Source organism: Cohnella zeiphila (genome assembly GCF_014212055.1).
Lineage (GTDB): Bacteria > Bacillota > Bacilli > Paenibacillales > Paenibacillaceae > Cohnella > Cohnella zeiphila.
The window spans coordinates 38333-59717 of the sequence record NZ_JACJVO010000050.1 but is presented as its reverse complement, the minus strand read 5'-3'; the positions used below and the strand labels follow the sequence as shown (position 1 = coordinate 59717).

Below are 21385 nucleotides of genomic sequence, written 5' to 3'. Positions count from 1 at the left end.
CCCCCCGTATTAAACCGCCGAACAACAAAAAACCTGTCCGCCGAATCCTCCGGGGAAGAAGGTCTAAGCGAGATCTCCCGGATCCGATTCTTCGTGAACAGGCTGGACGGCCGATGGCCGATCGATTATCTGGGCTCTACGATGAGCTTGATCGCCGTTCTGTCTTCTCCGTCGATTACGATATCCGTAAAAGCCGGGATGCAAATCAGATCCACCCCGCTGGGAGCCACGAACCCGCGTGCGATTGCGACTGCCTTGATCGCCTGGTTGAGCGCTCCTGCCCCGATCGCTTGCAGTTCCGCTCCCCCGCGTTCGCGAAGCACGCCTGCCAAAGCGCCTGCGACAGAATTTGGATTGGACTTTGCGGATACCTTTAAAACTTCCATGACCATTTCCTCCTCGGCTCAGGGATCAAAGGTTGGGTCCACTAAGGGATATTTATTCGGTGAGAAGGCCAATAATTCCTGCCGTATCAACGGCCGTGACACGTTAAAATGCGAAAAATTCTGAATTCTGCGATAGCGGACCGCTCTGGCGGGATATTCGGGACCGAAAGGATGGAAAACATTCCTCAGAATGGGAAAACGCAGCCGCCCTCGTTCGGGCGCGCTGCGTCGGGGATTAACCGCGAAGCTTCAACTGGGAATCCAGGAGTCCTCGTCGACCCGGATCGTCTGAACTTTGACCGCCTTGCCGGTTGCTTCGTCGATGTCGACGAACACGCCGCTCAGAATCCATTTGGTCTCCGCCACTTGGAAGCGCGCGGGCAAGCCGGTGATGAACTTCCGGATGACCGTCGTCCGATCCATGCCGAGCACGCCATCGCGAGGGCCGGTCATTCCCGCGTCGGTCACGTAGGCGGTCCCTTCCGGCAAAATCCGTTCGTCGTTGGTCTGCACGTGCGTATGGGTGCCGACCACGAGCGAAGCTTTTCCGTCCAGATGCCAGCCCATGGCGATTTTCTCGCTCGTCGCCTCCGCGTGAAAATCGACCAGAATGCATTTATGCTTGCGCCGCAGCTCGTCCAAGAGGTCGTCCGCCGTCCGGAACGGGCAATCGGCGGGCGGCAGGAACGTGCGGCCGATCAGATTGACGATCGCCAGTTCCTTGTTCCCGACCTTGATGACCGCGCTGCCCGTTCCCGGCGTTCCGGGCGGCAAGTTCGCAGGCCTTACCATCCGAGGCTCGCTGTCAATAAACTCGAAGATGTCCCGATTATCCCACGTGTGGTTGCCCATCGTGATGCCGTGCACGCCCCATTCGAACAGCTCGCGCGTAATCGCCGCGTTGATGCCCCGTCCTCCGGCAGCGTTCTCGCCGTTGGCGATGACGATATGGGGCTGGTATTTATCCTTCAGCCAAGGAAGCAGCCGCTTCACCGCATCCCGGCCCACGTTGCCGACGATATCCCCGATAAACACTACTTTCATCCGAGCGCTCCTTTCCGATCCGAAGCTCCCTTAAAAAAAGGGAAGAAGCGGCTGCGAGCTTGCTCCGCAACCACTTCTGAAGCCTTCCCGTTTGTTATTTCGCGTACTCCACCGCGCGGGTCTCGCGGATGACCGTGACTTTGATATGACCCGGGTAGTCCAGCTCGCCTTCGATCTTCTTCGTGATGTCGCGGGCAAGGCGGAACGCCTCCGCGTCGTCGATCTTCTCGGGCTGAACCATGACCCGAACTTCGCGTCCGGCCTGGATGGCGTACGACTTCTCGACGCCTTCGAACGATTCGGAGATCTCCTCCAGCTTCTCGAGACGCTTGATGTACGTCTCGAGCGTCTCGCGACGGGCTCCCGGTCGGGCCGCGCTGAGCGCGTCCGCCGCTCCGACGAGCATCGCGATGACCGACGTCGCTTCCACGTCTCCGTGGTGCGACGCGATGCTGTTGATGACAACCGGATGCTCCTTGTATTTCTTCGCCAATTCAACGCCGATCTCGACGTGCGAACCTTCCACTTCGTGGTCGAGCGCCTTGCCGATATCATGCAGCAAGCCGGCGCGTTTGGCGAGAGAAACGTCTTCTCCGAGCTCCGCCGCCATCAGTCCCGTCAAATACGCCACTTCCATCGAGTGCTTCAGCACGTTTTGGCCGTAGCTCGTCCGGAATTTCAAACGTCCGAGAATTTTGATCAGGTCCGGATGGATGCCGTGCACGCCCACTTCGAACGTCGCCTGCTCCCCGTATTCCCGGATTCTCTCGTCCACTTCCTTGCGGGACTTCTCGACCATCTCTTCGATTCGGGCCGGATGGATGCGTCCGTCCGCCACCAGTTTCTCCAGCGCGGTACGCGCGATCTCGCGGCGAATCGGATCGAAGCCGGACAGGATCACCGCTTCCGGCGTGTCGTCGATGATCAGGTCGATCCCCGTCAACGTCTCCAGCGCGCGGATGTTGCGGCCTTCGCGGCCGATGATCCGTCCCTTCATCTCTTCGTTCGGAAGCGATACGACCGATACCGTCGTCTCCGCCACATGATCCGCGGCGCAGCGCTGTATCGCCAGGGAGATGATATCTCTCGCGCGCTTGTCTGCCTCTTCCTTCGCCTGCTGTTCGATATCCTTGATCAGCTGGGCCGACTCGTGGCGAACTTCCTGCTCCACCGTGGTCAGGATAAGCTGCTTCGCGTCTTCCATCGTCAGGTTGGAGATTCTCTCCAACTCGCTGATTTGCTGCTTATAAAGCGATTCGATCTGCTCTTGAATGCCTTCGATTCGTTTCTCCTTGTTGGCGACCTGCTCCTCTTTGCGCTCCAAAGCTTCCATCTTGCGATCCAGCGATTCTTCCTTCTGCACCAAACGACGTTCTTGGCGTTGAATTTCGTTTCGCCGCTCGCGGATGTCGCGTTCGGCTTCGTTGCGGAGCTTGTGCACCTCGTCTTTGGCTTCCAGCACCGTCTCCTTGCGGGCAGCGTCGGCTTCCTTCTTGGCGTTCTCGATAATCTGAAGGGCCGCTTGCTCGGCACTGGAAATTTTGGCTTCCGCAATGGTTTTGCGCACCACATAACCGATCCCAAAGAACAGCGCGCCAACAACGATGACGATCAAGACCCAAATCCAAACCATTTGGTCTTCACCTCCTCGTTGCATCACCAAGGCTCCGCTTGGGATACTTATGAAATTGTTGGCCGGTTTTTCAAACCGTTTCATTTCGTCTGTCGGTCAAAAAGTCGAAAAAAAGGTTTCCGAATCGTTTTTTGGAAGGAAAAAGGGTTCGGAAAAGGGTAATGGAATACAAATTCATTGTATCTTTTATGAAAATGGATTGTCAAGCAACCGCAAAAGCGGTTACTTGCCCGCCGAAGCTTCCTTTTAGGAGCACCCGACCACCGCCCCCGCGTCTCCGGCCAATGCCGCTATGTATCCCAACCCTCTTCCGTTTCGCTCCATTCCGTCTCTTCCGCCTGCTCCGCCTCGTCATCGGCCGCGCGCCGCGCCGCTTCCATCGCCAGCCCGCCCGGGAATCCACGTCGCTGCAGCATCGCGGCCAGCTTGTACAGACGTTCTCGGCGGCTCGCCCCTTTGACCGACGGCCAGCGCTTCCGGGCCAGCGCCAAGGCCGACTCCCGTTCCGCTTCCCCGTCCAGCGAGGAGATCGCCTGCTCCACGTCGCTCTTGGCCACGCCCCGCTGCAGCAGTTCCTGCCGCACCAGCCGCCTTCCCTTGCTCTGGGCGGATACTTTCTGTTCCGCGAAGCGCTGGGCGAACGCCGCATCGTCCAACAGACGATGGGCTATTAGTCTATCCAAACAAGCGGCAATTGCTTCAGCCGAATGCTCTTTGCGCTTCAGCGCCCGCTCCAACTCCTTCCGGGTGCGGGCTTTGCGGTCCAGCATCGCGAGCGCCGACCGGTATGCCTGCTCCGTCTCCTCCGACTTGCGCAGCCCGCTCCATTCGTCGCCCGAGAGGCTCCGTCCCTTCAGCAGCCGCCAGCCGACCAGCGTATCTTCGTGCACCGACAGCAGTACCGGCTCTCCGCCGCCAGGGGCAAGGACGGAGACGCGGTACATGCCTTTGCGTCTCGGGTCCGGCTCTACTGCCGTCACGACGGCAGCGCCCGGCACGAACGCAAGCCCGTCATGCTCCTCCTTCTCCATCTCAACGTCGCTCCTTCCTACGACCAAGAGGGCATCCGCACGGCGCAGATGCCCTCTTGTCCGCTCTCTTCGATTCGATTATTCCATCTCGGCGAATTCGCTGTCGTCTTCATCGTCGTCCGATACCGACGCCGCCGAGGCCGAACGGTTGATTGCATCCACGCTGAGCGTCGCCTCGCGGATCTGCCGCTCGATCTGATCCGACAATTCCGGATGGTCCTTCAGGAACTGCTTCGCGTTCTCCCGGCCTTGACCGAGCCGCTCGCTATTGAAAGAAAACCAGGCGCCGCTCTTCTGGACAATATCCAGCTCGGTGCCGATATCGATGATGCTGCCTTCTTTCGAAATCCCTTGTCCGTACATGATGTCGACTTCCGCCTGCTTGAACGGGGGCGCCACCTTGTTCTTCACGACCTTGATGCGAGTCCGGTTGCCGACGACGTCGTTGCCCTGCTTGATGGACTCGATGCGGCGCACGTCGAGACGGACGCTGGCATAGAATTTGAGCGCGCGGCCGCCCGGGGTCGTCTCGGGATTGCCGAACATGACGCCGACTTTCTCCCGCAACTGATTGATGAAGATCGCGATGGCTTTGGATTTGCTGATCGCTCCCGACAGCTTCCGCATCGCCTGCGACATAAGCCGGGCCTGAAGGCCGACGAAGGAATCTCCCATATCCCCCTCGATCTCCGCCTTCGGCACCAGAGCCGCTACCGAGTCTACGACGACAATGTCGACCGCTCCGCTGCGGACGAGCGCTTCCGCGATCTCGAGCGCCTGCTCGCCGGTATCCGGCTGGCTGAGCAGCAGCTCGTCGATATTGACGCCCAGGTTGCGGGCGTACACCGGATCGAGCGCGTGTTCGGCGTCGATGAAGGCAGCTTGTCCGCCGGCACGCTGCACCTCCGCGATCGCATGCAGGGCGACCGTCGTCTTACCCGAAGATTCCGGTCCATAAACTTCGATAATCCGTCCGCGCGGGAATCCGCCGATTCCAAGCGCGATATCCAAGGCAAGGGCGCCGCTCGAGCTAGTCTCGACCTGCAGCTGAGCGCTCTCCCCTAACTTCATGATCGAACCTTTGCCGAACTGCTTCTCAATTTGGCGCAGTGCCATCTCCAATGCGGCGCGACGATCGGACAACACACCCACATCCCTTATCATTTGATAGTGTAATCATACCTTCTTTTGCTTCGTTTGCCAAGCTTTTTGCGAACATTCGTTCGATTTATTTCCGTAAAAAAACCGCAGCAAAGTAATCTTCGCTACGGTTCTTCCGCAACTTTCATAGGAAACTTTAACATAACGCTGACATTTGTTCAAGCCTTTTTATGGATTTCGTCGGAAAAGACGAATTTTTGTCACATAATCGCCGGGAATATCCGGTTATTGCCGTTTGAGGGAGGCCTATATCGGCATTAATCCGGCATATTGCGCGAAAGAAGCAATCAGATTACCCACATCGGCAGAAATCCGGCATATTGTTCGAAAGAAGGTAATCAGATTACCCACATCGGCAGAAATCCGGCGTATTACTCGAAAGAAAGTAATCAGATTACCCACATCCACCGGAATTCGGTATATGGAGCGCGGCGATGCTGACGTTAACCCGCCGCTGCCGCCTCTTCCCGCGGCAAGCGCCTGTCGGGGGAGGCACTCAGGGCTCAGCCGCGCCCGGTCAGGCTCAGCCAGAGCAGGTGAAGCGACCGCTTCGTGGCGCGAATGCGAATGCCCTCGCGGTCCCCGGAGAGCTCCAGCTTGTCCGTCCGCGCGGGCTTGCCGCGTTCCGCGAGGCCGACGTACACGAGGCCGACCGGCTTGCCTTCCGAACCGGCGGGCCCCGCCACGCCGGTAACCGACAGCGCGAGGTCGGCATCCGCCGCCGCCCGCGCGCCTTCGGCCATCACCGCCGCCGTCTCCGCGCTGACGGCGCCGGGCGCGCCGGGGCCCTCCAGCAGCTCGGGCGGCACGCCGAGCAGCCTTTTCTTTACCGCGTTGCAATAACTGACGACGCCGCCGAGAAAAACGTCCGCGCTGCCCGGCACGGCCGTCAACGCGGTCGCGATCATGCCGCCCGTGCAGCTCTCGGCCAGCGCCAGCGTCAGACGCTTCTGCGCCAATTGGCGGATGACGGCTTCCTCGAGCGGAATATCCTCCTCGGCGTACAGGTACCGCTCCGCCCGGGCCCGAATCGCTTGCAGCGCAGGCTCCAGCCGCCGAGCCGCCTCTTCCGCTCCGGCCGCCTTCGTCGACACCCGGATCGCGACTTCGCCTTCCTTCGCATAAGGAGCGATGGTCGGATCGGTCTGTTCGCGGATCAGGTCGATCAGCAGATCCTCCAACGCCGATTCGCCGATCCCGCTGAACCGGAGCATAACCGAATGAAGCGACGCCGCCGGGCCCATCAGCCCCCGCAGCCACGCCGAGCCGTCGCTTAGGAACATCGGGCGCATCTCGCGCGGCGGACCGGGCAGGAGCAAGTAATGCGTCCCGTCCGCGGACAAGGCGTTGCCGACGGCGAGCCCGGCGTCGTTGCGCAGCGGCTCCGCCCCGTCGATCAGCAGCGCTTGCCTGCGGTTGCTCTCGACAAAGGTCGCCCCGCGGCCGCCGAAACGCTCCTCGATCTTGCGCATCGTAGGCTCGTGGATCCGCTGCTCGCGGCCCAGATAAGCGGCCAGCGCGTCGCGGGTCAGATCGTCCAGCGTCGGCCCGAGCCCGCCCGTGAACACGAGCAGCTCCGCCCGGCCTCGCGCCGTCTCGATCGCTTGGCGAATGCGCGATTCGTTGTCTCCCACGACGGTCTGATAATAAACGTCAATGCCCAGCTCTGCCAGGGCTTGCGACAGAAACTGGGCGTTGGTGTTGACGATTTGGCCGAGCAGAAGCTCCGTCCCGACCGCGATAATCTCCGCTCTCATACGTTGCGACGCACCTCTTTGGCCACCGGTTTCGGCGAAGAATTCGAAGGGTTCGTAGGATTCGTAGGATTCGAAGGCTGAGCGGCGTTGACAAACAAAGACTTGTTCTTCACGAAATAATCGATGCCCGAGTACACCGTGATGAGCGCAGCCGCCCATACGACCACGACGTCGACCGGCACGTGAATGTACTCGAAGGGCAAGTTGTTGAGCAGCAGCACGACGATCATCGCGATCTGTATCGCCGTTTTCCACTTGCCCCATTTGCTGGCGGCGAGCACGACGCCTTCCAGCAGCGCGATCTGCCGGAGGCCCGTCACCGCCCATTCCCGGCTGATAATGACGATGGCGACCCAGGCGTCCAGCTTGCCCATCTCGACGAGCGAGATCAGGACGGCCGCCACGAGCAGCTTATCCGCCAATGGATCCAGCAGCTTGCCCAGATTCGTAACGATCTTCCGCTTGCGCGCGATATACCCGTCCAAGCCGTCGGTGCTGGCGGCGATAATGAACAGCAGCAGCGCGAAAATCTGATTGTAAGACAGCGTGTAGCTTCCCAGCGTAAGCGGACCGACATCCAGCTTCACCAGCAGAAAAAACGCCACGATCGGAACGAGAAAAATCCGGGCCAGCGTAATGCGATTGGCCAAGTTCACGAAATTCCCTCCTTGTTCCGCTCGCTGCCGTCCAAACGTGCGCCGTCGGACGAGAAAACTTCGTAAGTCGCCGGGCGGCGCTTGCTCGCTGCCCGTTGCATCTGATCCATCGCTGTCTTCCCCCACCCAAGTCCCCGGGACTTTCCGCTTTTAACTGAAATCAGTATAAACGAAGCCCAAAGACGTGTCAAAATGCCGCAATCGGCCGGAAATTCAGGCTTTTTTCGGCTTGCCGCCCGACATTCCGGAAGCGGCTTCTTACCGGTAATTGATGAATTGCAACTCCAGCTTCAGATCCGCGCCGCGAAGCAGCTGCATGACGGCCTGAAGGTCATCCTTGCTCTTGCCGGTCACGCGCAGTTGGTCTCCTTGGATCTGGCTTTTGACTTTCAGCTTGGAATCGCGGATGAGGATATTGATCTTCTTGGCCGCTTCCTGGTCGATTCCTTGCTTCATCTTGATCTGCTGCCGGACCGTTTGCCCGGACGCCGGCTCCACTTTGCCGTAATCGAGATTCAGAATCGGGACGCCGCGCTTGATCAGCTTGGTCTGAAGAATGTCGAGCACGTTCTTCAGCTTGTATTCATCGTCCGATCCGACGACGAGCGTCTCTCCTTCCAGCTTGATGCTGCTCTTGCTGCCTTTGAAGTCGAAGCGCGTCTCGATCTCCTTGAGCGCCTGGGTTACCGCATTATTCACTTCCTGCATATCCACTTTGGAGACGATGTCGAACGAATATTCGGATGCCATGATTCAAGGTCTTCCTTTCCGGTATCGCCATGATTTTCTTCTATTATAACAGAGGCGCCCGCCAAGCCAAACCATGACTTCGAGCCATTTCGCAGCCTGCGAAAAAAACGGAAGCCCTCCGGCAGAGGGCTTCCCGTACCCGTATCGATTGTCAACGCGCGCGAGTCGGAGCCCGGAACATATCCAGAATGCCGAGTACGATCCACGCCAGCCCGAATCCGAGAATCCCGTACCCCCAGGCGGTCGGCGTCAAATACCAGCCGAACAGCGTGACAACGATGCCGATTGCCGCAACGATCCAGCTTGTCGCCATGGCCATCCCCTCCACCAAACGGAAAAATGAGAAAGCCTCCTCATTGTCTCCATGGCGATGGCCCGTTATTCCGTTACGGCGTAGGCGAAGAACCGTCCGTCGGATTGAACTGGAACTTCTTCGACCCGCTCACGTCTCCGTCGTCGACCGGCGTTCCGTCGATCGTAATAGTCGCGGTCTTGGCATGGGCGATGTTAACGTAGAACGGGCCGTCGATTTGAACCACGATTGGTGTTTCGTCCGAGGGCGTCTTGTTAATAAGATACTTACCGGAACTGCTGTCCTGCTTCACTCCGACCCAACTGTTCGGCGATACGATCTGCAGTTCGTGTGTCCCGGCCGGCGATAAGTCGTAGGTCGTCGTGTTGCCCGAGGTCTTCGTGACCGTCAGGGTGACCGTCGCCGGCGGCGGCGTGCTGGACTCGACCGGCGGAGGAGTGACCGACGCCGACGGAGATGACGAAGGCGTAACGGAAGGCGTGGCGGTCTCGTTCGTAATTTGCGTGTCCTGATCCGACTGTTTGGCCTTCGAGCCGGTATTTTTTTCGAAATAAATATAGATGACGACGACGATCAGCACCACGAACATCCACAGTACCAGATTGACGACCAGCTTGCCCCACCGGTCGCTATGCTGCACGCTGCGGCTTCGCGGCTTGATCATCGCCTCCTGCGTCACCGTCTCCGGCGTCGCCGGGCGAGGCAGCTCCTTATGGTAGAGACGGAGCACCTCTTCGGCGTCGAGACCGACCGTTTCCGCATACGTTTTCACGAAGGCACGCACGTAGAAAGAGCCGGGCAGCACTTTATAATCGCCCTGCTCGATCGCTTCCAAATATCTTTTTCGGATCTTGGTCGCTTCCTGGACATCATCCAGAGAATAGCCTTTCTGTTCCCTGGCCTTGCGAAGCAAGAGTCCCAAATCCGACATCAGTCTCACCTCCGTATCTGATCGTTTATGAGGGCGGTAAGCTTAGCTTGCATTAGAAGCCGTCGTCCAACCCGGCCGTCGTGAAATTCTCGTATGTAATTTCTTCCTCCGGCGTATTGCGGAGTTCGATGATGCAATCGAACAAGTCGTAATCGAACTCCGATTCCCGAACGAAAATATCGGGATGCTCGATCACCTTCGTCGAAGGCATCGCCATAATGTCCTGCAGCAAGCCGTAATGCTTCTCGTTGGACCGGATCGTGCTGACGATGCCGTCGATAATGAAGACGTTGTTCGGATTCATCTCTTCTTCCGAAAGCTGGCTGCGGACCGTCTGCCTCAGCAGCGTCGAAGAGACGAACGCCCAGCGCTTGTTGGCGCATACGCTGCCCGCGATGATCGATTCCGTCTTGCCGACCCGCGGCATGCCCCGTAGGCCGATCGTCTGGTTCCCTTCTTTTTTAAACAATTCACCCAAAAAATCGACCAGCAAACCGAGTTCGTCCCGCGTGAAACGAAACGTCTTGCCGTCGGAGGAATCCCGTTCGATGTAAGTCCCGTGGCGAATCGCCAGAATATCGGTCAGCCTGGGGGGACGAAGCGTAATCAAGGAGATGTTCTCGACTTTGGATAGCATCTTTCCGAGCAGTTCGATCTTCTCGTCGTCGTCGGTCTGCAGCAGCAGTCCGCGCGTCCGGTCCTCGACCCCGTTGATCGTAATGATGTTCACTTCCAGCATCCCGAGCAGAGAAGCCAGATCTCCCAGCAAGCCGGGGCGGTTTTTATGAATTTTGTATTCCATGTACCATTGCTTTTTTTCCATTCCCGGCACCTCTTGGGGGCAGCAATTCGATGCGTCGCCTAACGATTCATCGGCCCTTTAATCCATTCTACAAAACTCGTCAAACTCCTGCAAAAGTTTCGGGAAGATTCCTCCCAAAGTCCCAGAAAAGCTTCTCATGCCCAAACGGCCCCGCACCGTCTTGGGCGGAGCCGTTCGCATAGGAACGCTCGTCTTATGGTTTATGACGATTCAAAATGACGCTCGGTTCGTTTCTGATAAAAAATTAATGACGATCCGCCAGCTTGACCATCAGGCGAGCCATCGTTTGACGTTCCGATTCGTCGCCGACGTCCCAGAGATCCTTCAGGATGCGCTGCTCTTCGTTCTTCGGATCGACTTTGTTGCTCAGAAAATCTCCGATCTCAAAAGCCAGCTTGGAGATGGCCTCTTCGTTGATCCCCATTTGTTTCGCGGCGTCCACCCGGTCTCCCAAGAAATGCTTCCACGATTCGAAATTGTTCAGCACGGTCGACATCGATTGAGCAGCCTCCTGCCATGTTGGATTGGTGCTACAACCGATAATATATCCGAAGCGCCCCTTCGGTATTCGTCCAAAGTTTCAAGGCGCCAACCTTCTACGCTTGCCATCCGCCCGTCAGCGCAAGCACCTGTCCCGTTATGTAACCGGCCCGGTCCGACGCCAGAAAAGCGACCAGTTCCGCCACTTCCTCCGGCTTCGCGAAACGGCCGAGCGGAATATCGGCGATCAGTTCCCGCCGCTCGTCGTCGCCCAGCTCGCTCAGCATGTCCGTATCCACCGCGCCGGGCGCGACCGCATTGACCGTCACGCCGGCAGAAGCCATCTCCTTGGCCAGCCCCTTGGTAAAGCTGTTCAAGCCTCCTTTGGCGGCGGCATAAGCTACCTCCCCCGCCGCGCCGACAAGCCCCCATACGCTGGACAAATGCACGATCCGCCCCCAGCGATTCCAGCTCATGGCCGGTCCGAACAGTCTGGCCAGCCGGTACGCCGACTTGAGATGAACCTGAAACAGCTCGTCCCACGCTTCTTCGGGAGTGTCCTGCAGCAGCTCATAGCGGGTAAAGCCGGCGCAGTGGACGACGACGTTCGGCGTCAGCCCCCTAACTTCCAGCTCCGCCTTAAGCGCCTCCAAGTCCCCGCCGGAACGCAGATCGGCCCGCACGGCTTCGGCGCGGGCCGAACCTGCGAGAAGGCAGGCGGAAGCCGTCTCTTCCGCCCGCTCCCGCGAGGAACCGTAATGGACGATCAGATCGGCTCCGTCTTTCGCCAGCCGGCGGGCTACCGCCGCGCCGATGCCGCCCGAGGCCCCGGTCACGAGCGCGACCGGCCGCCCGTTCCGGCTCAAGCCGAACCTTCTCCCCCGCGGACGATGGAAACGGCCAGACGCGACGGATCGGCGTGCTCGCGCAGCCGCTCGTTGATCTCGCCCACGGTCATGCTCTCATACAGCTCCACGACCTTGAACAGGTCGCCGCCCTTGAGATAGTAACGGGTATACTCCCCGGCGATCGCCTCCGGACTGTTGAGCATCCGCAGGTAAGCGCCGATCCGCTTGCGACGGGTACGCTCGAATACCGCTTCTTCGATTCCCCGCTCCGCCGCCTGGGCGAACGCCTGCCCGACCTTGGCGAGCAGCGCGTCCGGATCGCGGGTGTCGCCGCCGATGGCGGAGAAAGCGTAGCCGGGACCGGTGTTGTACTCGTGGCCGAAGCTGTCGGAGATGAGATTGTCGTCGTACAGCTCCTGGTACAACGGCGAGCTCGCGCCGAGCAGCGCATCGAGCATCAGCTTGGTCGTCAGCTCGCGGCGAATCGCGGCATCGCCGGATTGCGGGCCCGGCTCTTCTTTATAGCCGAAGATGCATTTCGGAAGCGAAACCGGCAGCGTCGCTTCCTTCCGGGGCGTACGGACTTCGGCCGACTCTTCCGGGAAGAAACGCTCGATCGGTCCGGCCGGCTCGAACGTTTTGCGCGCCTGGTTCGCCTTGATTCTCTCCAGCATCGCATCGGCATCGACTCCGCCGACGATAAACAGCGTCATATTCGACGGATGGTAGAACGTGCGATAGCAGTCGTACAGCATCTCCTTCGTGATCGAACGGACCGAATCCGGCGTTCCCGCGATGTCGATGTGCACAGGGTGGTTCCGGTACAGCGCCTCGATCAAGCCGAAGTAGACGCGCCAGTCCGCATTGTCCCGGTACATGTTGATCTCCTGCACGATGATGCCCTTCTCCTTCTCCACGTTCTCGTCGGTGAAGTAAGGGTTCTGGACGAAATCGAGCAGCGTGTCCACGTTCGCTTCCACCGCTCCGGTCGCCGAGAACAGATAGACCGTGCGGTCGAAGCTCGTAAACGCGTTGGCGGAAGCGCCTTGCGAAGCAAACCGGGCGAATACGTCTCCTTCCGGCTCTTCGAACATCTTGTGCTCGAGAAAATGGGCGATGCCGTCGGGGACGCGCCGCTCTTCATGGCCCGCGGCCCGGAAGCGGTTGTCGACGGAGCCGTAACGCGTCGTAAACGTGGCGTAAGTCTTCGTAAAGCCCGGCTTCGGCAGGATGAACACTTCCAGGCCGTTGTCAAGCTTCGCCACGAGCAGCGTCTCCTGCAGCTTCGGATAATTCCGAACCGTCATCTTACCCCTCCCCCTTCCGGTCCCGCAGGAAATAGATCGTGTCGAGCCCCACGCCGCGCGCCGCTTCGGTCACCTGCTCGGGCGTTACCGCTTCGACTTCGGCCAGCAGACTCTCGCCCGTGCGCTCCGTCGCGGACAGCACGTTGTTGAAATCGAACGAGATCCGCTCGTAGGCGGAATCCTGCAGCTCCCGGAGCTGGTTGGCCAGCATCGCCTTCGTGCGCTCCATCTCTTCTACGGAGATCTGGCCCGCCTGGATGGCGGCAAGCTGCTCTCGGATGATGCCGAGCGCGCGCTCGAAATTTTCGATCTCGATGCCCGACTGGATCGTCAGCAGACCCTTGTGGCCGTCAAGACGGGAAGAAGCATAGTAAGCAAGGCTCGCCTTCTCGCGAACGTTGATGAACAGCTTGGAGTGCGGGAACGCGCCGAGTATACCGTTGTACACGAGCAGCGCGGGGTAATGGGCGTCGCCGTAGGTCGATGCCGTGCGCAAGCCCATGTTCAGCTTGCCTTGGCCGACTTCCAGCCGCTCTACCACCGTCTGCGGCTCCGAACGGGGCTTCCTGAGTTCCGGAGGGGCGTAACGGTCCGGGGAGCCCGCCGGCAGCCGGAAGGCGTTCTCGACCAGCGGAACGACCTCGGCGAGCGACGTGTCGCCGGAGACATAAAGATCGAGAACGGCGCTTCCGAGCCATTCCTCATATTGCTTGTGAAGCTTTGCCGCATCCAGCCCCGGCAGATCTTCCTTCCGGCCGAGCGCCAGCAGGCGATACGGTTCGTCCTTGCACATCTCCGCCACGCACCGCTCGGCGGCGTACCGGATCTTGTCGTTGACGATCGCCTCGATCCGGCGTTCGACCGTCGTTTTCTCCGCTTCGACGTAGCGGGTCCGGAAATGACCGTCCTCCAGCGCGGGAGCGGTCAGCGCTTCGCCGAGGAAGCGGATCGCTTCCTTAAGCAGAGATTCATCGGAAGAAACGAAACGGTCGTTGATGATGTCGAGCCGCATCTGGACGATCTGATAATCGCCGCGCTTGTAAAGATCGAAGCCGAAGCCGGCTCCGTACAGGTGGTCGAGCCGCTCGCGGAAAGAGATCGTCTCCGGGTAGGAGGCCGTTCCCCGCCGAAGCACGAACGGGGTGAGCGCGACAGGCGTCACCCGGGATTCGGAGAGCGGGATACCGATGAACAGAGACAGGGCATACGTTTTAAAACGCTCCGTCGGAAGCACGTGGACGCGCATCCGCCCAACGGATCCGCGCTCGAATTGTTCTGTTTTCAAGGCATCAAACCCCTTAGATTTCTTTTCCAATTCAGCCCCATTCTACCCGATGGCCATGCCCGAAGCAAATCAAAACGCAATAAATATTTTACCGGCAGAAAATATGCTTTCCGATCGTCTTGTACTGGGGCCGCGACCAGATCCATTTCGAAGTGGCGGTCTCCGGATTGAAGTAGTAGAGGCAGCCTTCGCTCGGGTCCCAACCGCTCAGCGCATCCTTGACCGCCTTGGCCGCCGTCGCGTTCGGCGTCAGCCAGATCTGGCCGTCGGCCACGGCGGTAAACGCTCCGGGCTGGAAGATGACGCCGGAGACGGTATTCGGAAACTCGGACGACTTGACCCGGTTCAGAATGACCGCCGCCACCGCGACTTGTCCTTCATAGGGCTCGCCCCGCGATTCGCCGTAAACCGCGTTGGCCATCAGCTTCATGTCGTTGGCCGAGATGCCGGCATGATTCGATGCGGGAAGATCCGCGGTACCCGCGCCGCCGCCGGAAGTGCCGCCCCCGGTCGTGCCGGCCGTATTGTTGGAGGGAGCCTCCTCGGCCGTCGGTCTCCAATCCTTCGTCGCTTTCCAGAGCATCAGCTTCGTTTTGGCGCCGACGACGCCGTCCGCCTTCATGCCGAACTTCCACTGGAACCACTTGACCGAGTTCAGCGTGTCGGCCCCGAAGCTGCCGTCCACTTTCCCGTTGTAATATCCGAGCGCCTTGAGCCGGCCTTGAAGCTCATACACATCTTGGCCGGACGCGCCTTGCTGAATGATCGCTTCGCTGAAGGTCGATTTCGCATGGTTGGAATGCCCCAGCGTATAGAGCCCCAACACTCCCATTACCAAACAAACCGCAAGGATTACCAGACGATATCTCACGGACGAGTCACGCCTTTCCCAGTCATTTTTGGCTGGCCGTAACGGCCACATTGATGGATGTTAGTATGAGGAAGGATTGGCTGACTTATTCGCATCCGTGCGGGAAGCGGCGAACTCGGCGCGGTACGGGTTCGGGAAGGCTGCGGTTTGACGGCGAACGGCTCGGCGTTTGCTCCCGAAACAGCAAAAAAACCGCTCCGAGGAGCGGTCGTCTGCTCATGATTTCCGTTGGATGGCCGTGCCCGGCCCGGGTCCCTAGGAAGAGATCCGGTTCCCGCCCGTCTGAAACTGCTCCAGCGTCATCAACACTTCGCGCGGCTTGCTTCCTTCGTAGGGGCCGACGATTCCCCTTGCTTCCATCGAGTCGATAAGCCGCGCGGCACGGGTATAGCCGATCCTCATGCGGCGCTGAAGCAGCGACACCGAAGCCTGCTTCGCTTCCAGGACGATGCCGACGGCTTGGTCGAACAGTTCGTCGAGAATTTCGTCGCTCTCGGATTCCGCCTCTTCGCCGACTTCCGGCACGAGTTCCTCGTCGTAGCTCGCCTCCGCCTGTCCCCGCACGTGGGAGACGACCGCCTCCACTTCGTTGTCGGACAGGAACGCGCCCTGAACCCGGATCGGCTTGGAGGAGCCCATCGGCAGGAAGAGCATATCGCCGCGGCCGAGCAGCTTCTCGGCGCCGACCATGTCGAGAATCGTGCGCGAATCGACCTGGGACGAGACGCCGAAGGCGATCCGGCTGGGAATGTTCGCCTTGATCACGCCGGTGATGACGTCGACCGACGGGCGCTGCGTGGCGATGATCAGATGAATGCCGGCCGCCCGGGCCATCTGCGCCAGCCGCATAATCGCGTCTTCGACGTCTCCCGCCGCTACCATCATCAGGTCCGCCAGCTCGTCCACGATGACGACGTAATAAGGAAGCACGGCGTCGGGGTTGTCGCCGCTCAGCATCAACGTGTTGTAACCTTCGATGTTGCGCGTGCCCGACTTGGAAAATTTCTCGTACCGCTTCTCCATTTCCACAACGACCTTCTTCAGCGCCAGAGCGGCGCGGCGAGGGTCGGTCACGACGGGAGCGAGCAGGTGCGGAATGCCGTTATAGACGTTAAGCTCGACCATCTTCGGGTCGATCATCAGAAACTTCACTTCGTCCGGCTTGGCTTTGTACAGGATGCTGGCGATAATGCCGTTGATGCATACCGACTTGCCCGAACCGGTCGCCCCGGCGACGAGAAGGTGCGGCATGCGCGCCAGGTTGCCGACGATCGGCTGGCCGGAGATGTCTCGGCCGAACGCGATCGACAGCCTGGACTGCGCTTCTTGGAACGCTTGCGTCTCCAGCACTTCCCGAAGCGTTACGACGCTCACTTCGGAGTTCGGCACCTCGATCCCGATCGCCGACTTGCCCGGAATCGGCGCCTCCATCCGGATATCCTTCGCCGCCAGCGCGAGCGCGATATCGTCGGTCAGGCTCACGATCCGGCTCACCTTCACGCCGGTATCCGGCTGCAGCTCGTACCGTGTCACCGCCGGGCCTCTGGCGACGTCCAGCACTTTCGCGCGCACGCCGAAGCTCTCCAACGTCGCCTCCAGCTTGCGGGCCGTCTCGCGGTTGTCCGCCGCCGAGCCGCCGCGGCCGGCCCCCTGGGGCTTGCCGAGCAGGTGAAGCGGCGGCATCCGGTAAGGCCGCCTCGGCTTCGCTGCCGGCTTGGCCAGGCGGGCGCCTTCGCCCGCTTCGCCGGAGCTTTCCGCTTCCGCCGCGGGCGTCCCCGGCTCCGCGCCTTCTGCCGGCTCCGCTCCTTCATGCGGCTCGTCGTCGTCCCATTCGCCGTCCTGCATCTCATCCGCCCCGGCCCACTCTTCCTCCTCGGGCGGCTCTCCGAACGAGGCAAAGGACGCCTCGCGGCCCTCTTCCTCCGGCCAGGAGGGCGACGCCGGAGGCTCTTCCGCCACCGGCGCAGGCGCTTCATGTCGCTGGCCGAACAGGCTGCTGACCGGTTCCGCAGCCCGGTCTTTCTTCCCCGAGGAATGGATATGTACTTTCGGCCCTTCCGCGGCCGGATACAGAATCGGCTCCCCGTCCTCTTCCCAATCGGGGGCCCCGCGATCTTCACGGTCCGACTCCGGCTTGCCGTGGAACAGCTGGAAAAAAACCGGTTTCTTGCGCGCGGCCGGCGCGAGCGGCGCTTCCTCCTCGGGGTCGTCGTCCAGCACCGGCGCCGGAACCGCCTTCGCGCGGGAGGCTCCTTTGCCTTTGACCGGAACCGCCTTGGCCGCGATTTGCTTGCGCCCCGTCGTCAGGCGGGAGAAGAAGACCGAGCCGAAACGCTTTAGACCCAATCTAAGGGCTCTGACCATATCGACGTAAGATCGGTTCGTCACCAGCATCAGCGCGATCGCGAATTCGATGATCAGTACGAATCGGGAACCGGCGTACCCGAACAGCCAGAACAGCAGCGAATATTGCAGCGCTCCGAGCAGGCCGCCGCCGATGTCCTTGTCGTGAATGCTGAACTCCGCTTCGACCGGTCCGCCCCAGATTTGCTCATACAATTGATGAAGCGTTTGCGAAAAGATGGTCGAAGGCGTGACCGCGTTCAGCGGATCGAGACGGCCGTCGATGAAGCCCATGGCGCTCCATAGCGTCAGACCGCATCCGATCAGAACGAAGCCGCTTCTTCGCGACGTCCAGCCTCGCGGCCAGGATCTCTTGATCATCGCATGCAACCCGAGCCAGATGCCGCCGATCGGCAGCAGGAAATAAAAATTGCCGAGCAGATATCCGAACAGCTTGGACAGCGACCTTCCGCCCGCCGCTTCGCCGTATATCGCAATGACCGAGAGCGTGATCAACAGGATGCCGTAAATTTCGAATTTCAGGCTTGCTCCCAACGAGGCCTTCTTGCGTTTCCGTTTGGCCAAGTTTGCCACCTCCCGGTTCAACATTATACCATAGTCGAACCGGGTTTACATGAGGGGCGGCTCTAACTGCGGCGGCGCCGTCTTCTCCTCCAGGCCGGCGCCGCCGTATAAGACGATAGAACCAGGTGCGTACTCCGGCTTCAGATAGTACTCAAGAGGCGCGACGAGCAAACGGACGATACGTCCGACGCCGGGCGCCGTCGGCGCCACCAGCATCGTCAGTCCTTCCCGTCCCACCTCCACGAGCGGCCCGGGCCCCTCATGCATGCCGTCCAGCACCAGCTCGAGAGGCATGCAGGTATACAGCGTCATACGGCTCCCACCCCTTCGGGGCGTTCGGCCTTCTTCTCCGCGATCCGGCGATTGAGTTCCCGAATCGCTTCGCCAATGCCGCCGACGGCATCGATCAAGCCGTGCCGGACCGCTTCCATGCCGATGACGTTCGTGCCGATATCCCGCGTCAGCTCGCCCGTCCGGAACATCAGATCCTTGAACAATGCCTCGCTAATATTGGAGTGGCCGGTGACGAAGCGGACGACCCTCTCCTGCATTTTCTCCAAATATTCGAACGTTTGCGGAACGCCGATGATCAGCCCGTTGAGCCGGATCGGATGAATGGTCATCGTCGCGGTCTCGGCGATAAACGTGTAATCGGCCGACACCGCGATCGGCACTCCGATCGAATGGCCGCCGCCGAGCACGACCGCCACTTTGGGTTTCGACAGCGATGCGACCATCTCCGCGATCGCAAGACCCGCTTCGACATCGCCGCCCACCGTGTTGAGCACGAGGAGCAAGCCTTCGACCTTCGGATTTTGCTCGGCCGCGACCAGCTGCGGGATGACGTGCTCGTATTTGGTCGTTTTGTTCTGCGGCGGCAGCATCATATGTCCTTCCACCTGTCCGATGATCGTCAGGCAGAAGATGTTCGATTCGGCGGCGGGAACCGCCGCCTGTCCCAGTTGGACGATGTTGTCGGTTACGGCGGATTTGCGCTCGTCATCCACCGGCGGCGCCGGCTCCGGCTGGATCTGAGGCTTGGGTGTTTCGTTCAAGCGGTTCGCCCTCCTCGCTTCCGCCGCAAGGGCGGCGGGGATTGACATAGTATGGGCGTCCGTTCGTCCCGCCATTCCGCGACGACGTCAGCGAAGGCCGGAAAAAGCTTCCTGAGAACAGAACAATTCCCCCAAAAGTGAAGCGATGCTCTGAAGTTAAATCCGATTACTTTTGGGGAACCCCCGATAAGAATCCCCCAAAAGTGAAGTGATGCTCTGAAGTTAATTCCGATTCCTTTTGGGGGAGTCCCCGGTTATCCACAGGAAGTTTAATCGCATCATTTCCTAAACAACGAAAAAGCCGCCCGCTCTTCCGTGAAGAAGAGAGGCGGCATTCATGGCTTGTGAGTGTGGGATGTTGCTGATGCTTGTCTTGCGATTATACTTCCATAATGATCGGCAGGATCATCGGTCTTCTTCTGGTTTGTTCGAATAAGAACCGGCCGAGCGCATCTTTGACGTTCGTCTTGAGCGAAGCCCATTCGTTGACGTTCTCGCTCATCAGCTTCTGCAGCGTGCCCGACACGATCCGGTTCGCTTCTTCCAGCAGCCCCTCGGATTCGCGAACGTACACGAAGCCCCGGGAGATGATGTCCGGACCGGACATGATGGTTCCGTCCTGTTTGCTCAGCGTAACCACGACCACCAGAATGCCGTCCTGCGACAGCAGCTTGCGATCGCGCAGCACGATGTTGCCGACGTCGCCGACGCCGAGTCCGTCGATCAGCACGTTGCCCGCCGGGAGCTTGCCCGCCTTGCGCGCGGTGCCGTTCTGGAACTCGACCGTGTCGCCGTTGTCCAGCAGGAAGATGTTCTCCTTGTCGATCCCTACCGCCTCGGCCAGCATTGCATGATGGCGAAGCATCCGGTACTCGCCGTGAATCGGCAGGAAGAACTTCGGCCGTACCAGGTTCAGCATCAGCTTCAGCTCTTCCTGGCTGCCGTGGCCGGATACGTGCACCCCGGTGACCGAACCCGGTCCGTAGATGACGTAAGCGCCGAGCCGCATCAGTTCGTCGACCGTGCGTCCGACATACCGCTCGTTCCCCGGAATCGGCGTCGCCGAGATGACGACGGTGTCTCCGGGAAGAATGTCCACCTTGCGATGGGTCGACCGGGCCATCCGCGTCAGCGCGGACATCGGTTCGCCCTGGCTGCCCGTGGACAGAATGACGACGCGGTCCGCCGGCAGCTTGTTTACCTCTTCAGGCTCGATCAGCATTCCTTCCGGAATGTGAAGATAGCCGAGCTCCGAGGCGATGCTGACGATATTGACCATGCTGCGGCCGATGACCGTCATCTTGCGGCGCGTCTCCGCGGCCGCGTCGATGATCTGCTGAATCCGGTGCACGTTCGACGCGAACGTCGCGATGACGACGCGCTGGCGCGCGCTGCGGAAAATATCGACCAATTCCTTGCCGATATTGCTCTCCGAAGGCGTAAAACCGGGACGTTCGGCATTGGTGCTGTCCGACAGCAGCGCAAGCACGCCGCGCTTGCCGATCTCGGCGATCCGCTGCAGATCCGCGAACTGATCGTTGACCGGAGTATGGTCGAATTTGAAGTCCCCCGTATGGACCACGGCGCCTTCCGGCGTGTCCAGGCAGACCCCGACCGAATCCGGAATACTATGGTTCGTACGGAAAAAGCTCGCCCGGATCGAGCCCATCTGAACTTCCGAGTCGGCGTTGATCAGAATCCGCTTCGTCTCGCCGAGCAGGCCCGCTTCCTTCAGTTTGTTCTCGATCAGGCCGAGCGTCAGTCTCGTCGCGTAGACAGGTACGTTCAGCTGCTTAAGCACGTAAGGCAATCCGCCGATGTGGTCCTCGTGACCGTGCGTGATCAGAATGCCCCGTACTTTGTCGCGATTCTCGAGCAAGTACGTGATGTCGGGAATGACGACGTCGATGCCGAGCATTTCCTCTTCCGGGAATTTCAAACCGGAATCCACGACGACGATGTCGTTCCCGTATTGGATGACGTACATGTTTTTGCCGATCTCGCCGACGCCACCCAGTGCGAAAATGAGTAATTTGTCTTGGTTGTTCTTTTTGGACAAGTCTAGTACCTCCTACATTTGGATCCGACGATCCCGCTCCTATGGAATTGTCAAGTTGCAATGAAAT

20 protein-coding genes are annotated in these 21385 nt (G+C 59.9%); all 20 read right to left on the bottom strand.

The features are described 5' to 3' along the window. Positions 1 to 125: 125 nt before the first annotated feature. On the bottom strand, positions 126 to 386 hold the full coding sequence (locus H7C18_RS31790) for a stage V sporulation protein S (RefSeq protein ID WP_006211249.1): 261 nt from the start codon (positions 384 to 386) through the stop codon (positions 126 to 128). 249 nt (positions 387 to 635) lie between these two features. Then, positions 636 to 1430 (bottom strand): TIGR00282 family metallophosphoesterase, encoded by a 795-nt coding sequence (locus tag H7C18_RS31785; RefSeq protein ID WP_185133151.1) that lies wholly within the window; start codon positions 1428 to 1430, stop codon positions 636 to 638. Positions 1431 to 1524: 94 nt separating this feature from the next. Next, positions 1525 to 3063, bottom strand: coding sequence for a ribonuclease Y (gene rny, locus H7C18_RS31780; RefSeq protein WP_185133150.1), 1539 nt, complete (start codon positions 3061 to 3063; stop codon positions 1525 to 1527). A gap of 290 nt (positions 3064 to 3353) precedes the next feature. After that, complete coding sequence (locus tag H7C18_RS31775; protein ID WP_185133149.1) at positions 3354 to 4094, bottom strand: regulatory protein RecX; 741 nt, start codon at positions 4092 to 4094, stop codon at positions 3354 to 3356. Between the two features lie 78 nt (positions 4095 to 4172). Continuing rightward, positions 4173 to 5237 (bottom strand): recombinase RecA, encoded by a 1065-nt coding sequence (recA, locus tag H7C18_RS31770; RefSeq protein ID WP_185133148.1) that lies wholly within the window; start codon positions 5235 to 5237, stop codon positions 4173 to 4175. Between the two features lie 521 nt (positions 5238 to 5758). Continuing rightward, the gene (locus tag H7C18_RS31765) at positions 5759 to 7012 is read right to left on the bottom strand and encodes a competence/damage-inducible protein A (RefSeq protein ID WP_185133147.1); all 1254 of its coding nucleotides are present in this window, start codon (positions 7010 to 7012) and stop codon (positions 5759 to 5761) included. Next, entirely contained in the window at positions 7009 to 7668 is a 660-nt protein-coding gene (pgsA, locus tag H7C18_RS31760; RefSeq protein WP_337913987.1) for a CDP-diacylglycerol--glycerol-3-phosphate 3-phosphatidyltransferase, read from the bottom strand. The genes H7C18_RS31765 and pgsA overlap by 4 nt, the downstream gene beginning before the upstream one ends. A gap of 258 nt (positions 7669 to 7926) precedes the next feature. Continuing rightward, entirely contained in the window at positions 7927 to 8418 is a 492-nt protein-coding gene (locus H7C18_RS31755) for a YajQ family cyclic di-GMP-binding protein (RefSeq protein WP_185133146.1), read from the bottom strand. A 151-nt stretch (positions 8419 to 8569) separates the two neighbouring features. Further along, a complete protein-coding gene (locus tag H7C18_RS31750) occupies positions 8570 to 8731 on the bottom strand; it encodes a hypothetical protein (RefSeq protein WP_185133145.1) in 162 nt (53 codons plus the stop codon). 73 nt (positions 8732 to 8804) lie between these two features. After that, the gene (locus H7C18_RS31745) at positions 8805 to 9662 is read right to left on the bottom strand and encodes a helix-turn-helix domain-containing protein (RefSeq protein ID WP_185133144.1); all 858 of its coding nucleotides are present in this window, start codon (positions 9660 to 9662) and stop codon (positions 8805 to 8807) included. Positions 9663 to 9714: 52 nt separating this feature from the next. Beyond that, a complete protein-coding gene (locus H7C18_RS31740) occupies positions 9715 to 10485 on the bottom strand; it encodes a DUF3388 domain-containing protein (RefSeq protein WP_185133143.1) in 771 nt (256 codons plus the stop codon). A gap of 244 nt (positions 10486 to 10729) precedes the next feature. Then, complete coding sequence (locus tag H7C18_RS31735; RefSeq protein WP_185133142.1) at positions 10730 to 10981, bottom strand: DUF3243 domain-containing protein; 252 nt, start codon at positions 10979 to 10981, stop codon at positions 10730 to 10732. A gap of 100 nt (positions 10982 to 11081) precedes the next feature. Next, a complete protein-coding gene (gene ymfI, locus H7C18_RS31730; RefSeq protein ID WP_185133141.1) occupies positions 11082 to 11831 on the bottom strand; it encodes an elongation factor P 5-aminopentanone reductase in 750 nt (249 codons plus the stop codon). Beyond that, positions 11828 to 13120 carry an EF-P 5-aminopentanol modification-associated protein YfmH gene (gene yfmH / locus H7C18_RS31725; protein WP_185133140.1) on the bottom strand — a complete coding sequence of 431 codons (1293 nt, stop codon included), beginning with the start codon at positions 13118 to 13120 and terminating at the stop codon, positions 11828 to 11830. The genes ymfI and yfmH overlap by 4 nt, the downstream gene beginning before the upstream one ends. A 1-nt stretch (position 13121) precedes the next feature. Next, positions 13122 to 14405, bottom strand: coding sequence for an EF-P 5-aminopentanol modification-associated protein YfmF (gene yfmF / locus H7C18_RS31720; protein ID WP_238358102.1), 1284 nt, complete (start codon positions 14403 to 14405; stop codon positions 13122 to 13124). 88 nt (positions 14406 to 14493) lie between these two features. Then, on the bottom strand, positions 14494 to 15276 hold the full coding sequence (sleB, locus tag H7C18_RS31715; protein WP_185133139.1) for a spore cortex-lytic enzyme: 783 nt from the start codon (positions 15274 to 15276) through the stop codon (positions 14494 to 14496). Positions 15277 to 15531: 255 nt separating this feature from the next. Beyond that, entirely contained in the window at positions 15532 to 18228 is a 2697-nt protein-coding gene (locus H7C18_RS31710) for a DNA translocase FtsK (RefSeq protein ID WP_185133138.1), read from the bottom strand. 21 nt (positions 18229 to 18249) lie between these two features. After that, on the bottom strand, positions 18250 to 18516 hold the full coding sequence (locus H7C18_RS31705) for a YlzJ-like family protein (RefSeq protein ID WP_185133137.1): 267 nt from the start codon (positions 18514 to 18516) through the stop codon (positions 18250 to 18252). Further along, a complete protein-coding gene (locus H7C18_RS31700; protein WP_238358101.1) occupies positions 18513 to 19259 on the bottom strand; it encodes a ClpP family protease in 747 nt (248 codons plus the stop codon). The genes H7C18_RS31705 and H7C18_RS31700 overlap by 4 nt, the downstream gene beginning before the upstream one ends. Positions 19260 to 19638: 379 nt before the next feature. Then, the gene (locus H7C18_RS31695; RefSeq protein ID WP_185133135.1) at positions 19639 to 21318 is read right to left on the bottom strand and encodes a ribonuclease J; all 1680 of its coding nucleotides are present in this window, start codon (positions 21316 to 21318) and stop codon (positions 19639 to 19641) included. Between the last annotated feature and the right edge of the window lie 67 nt (positions 21319 to 21385).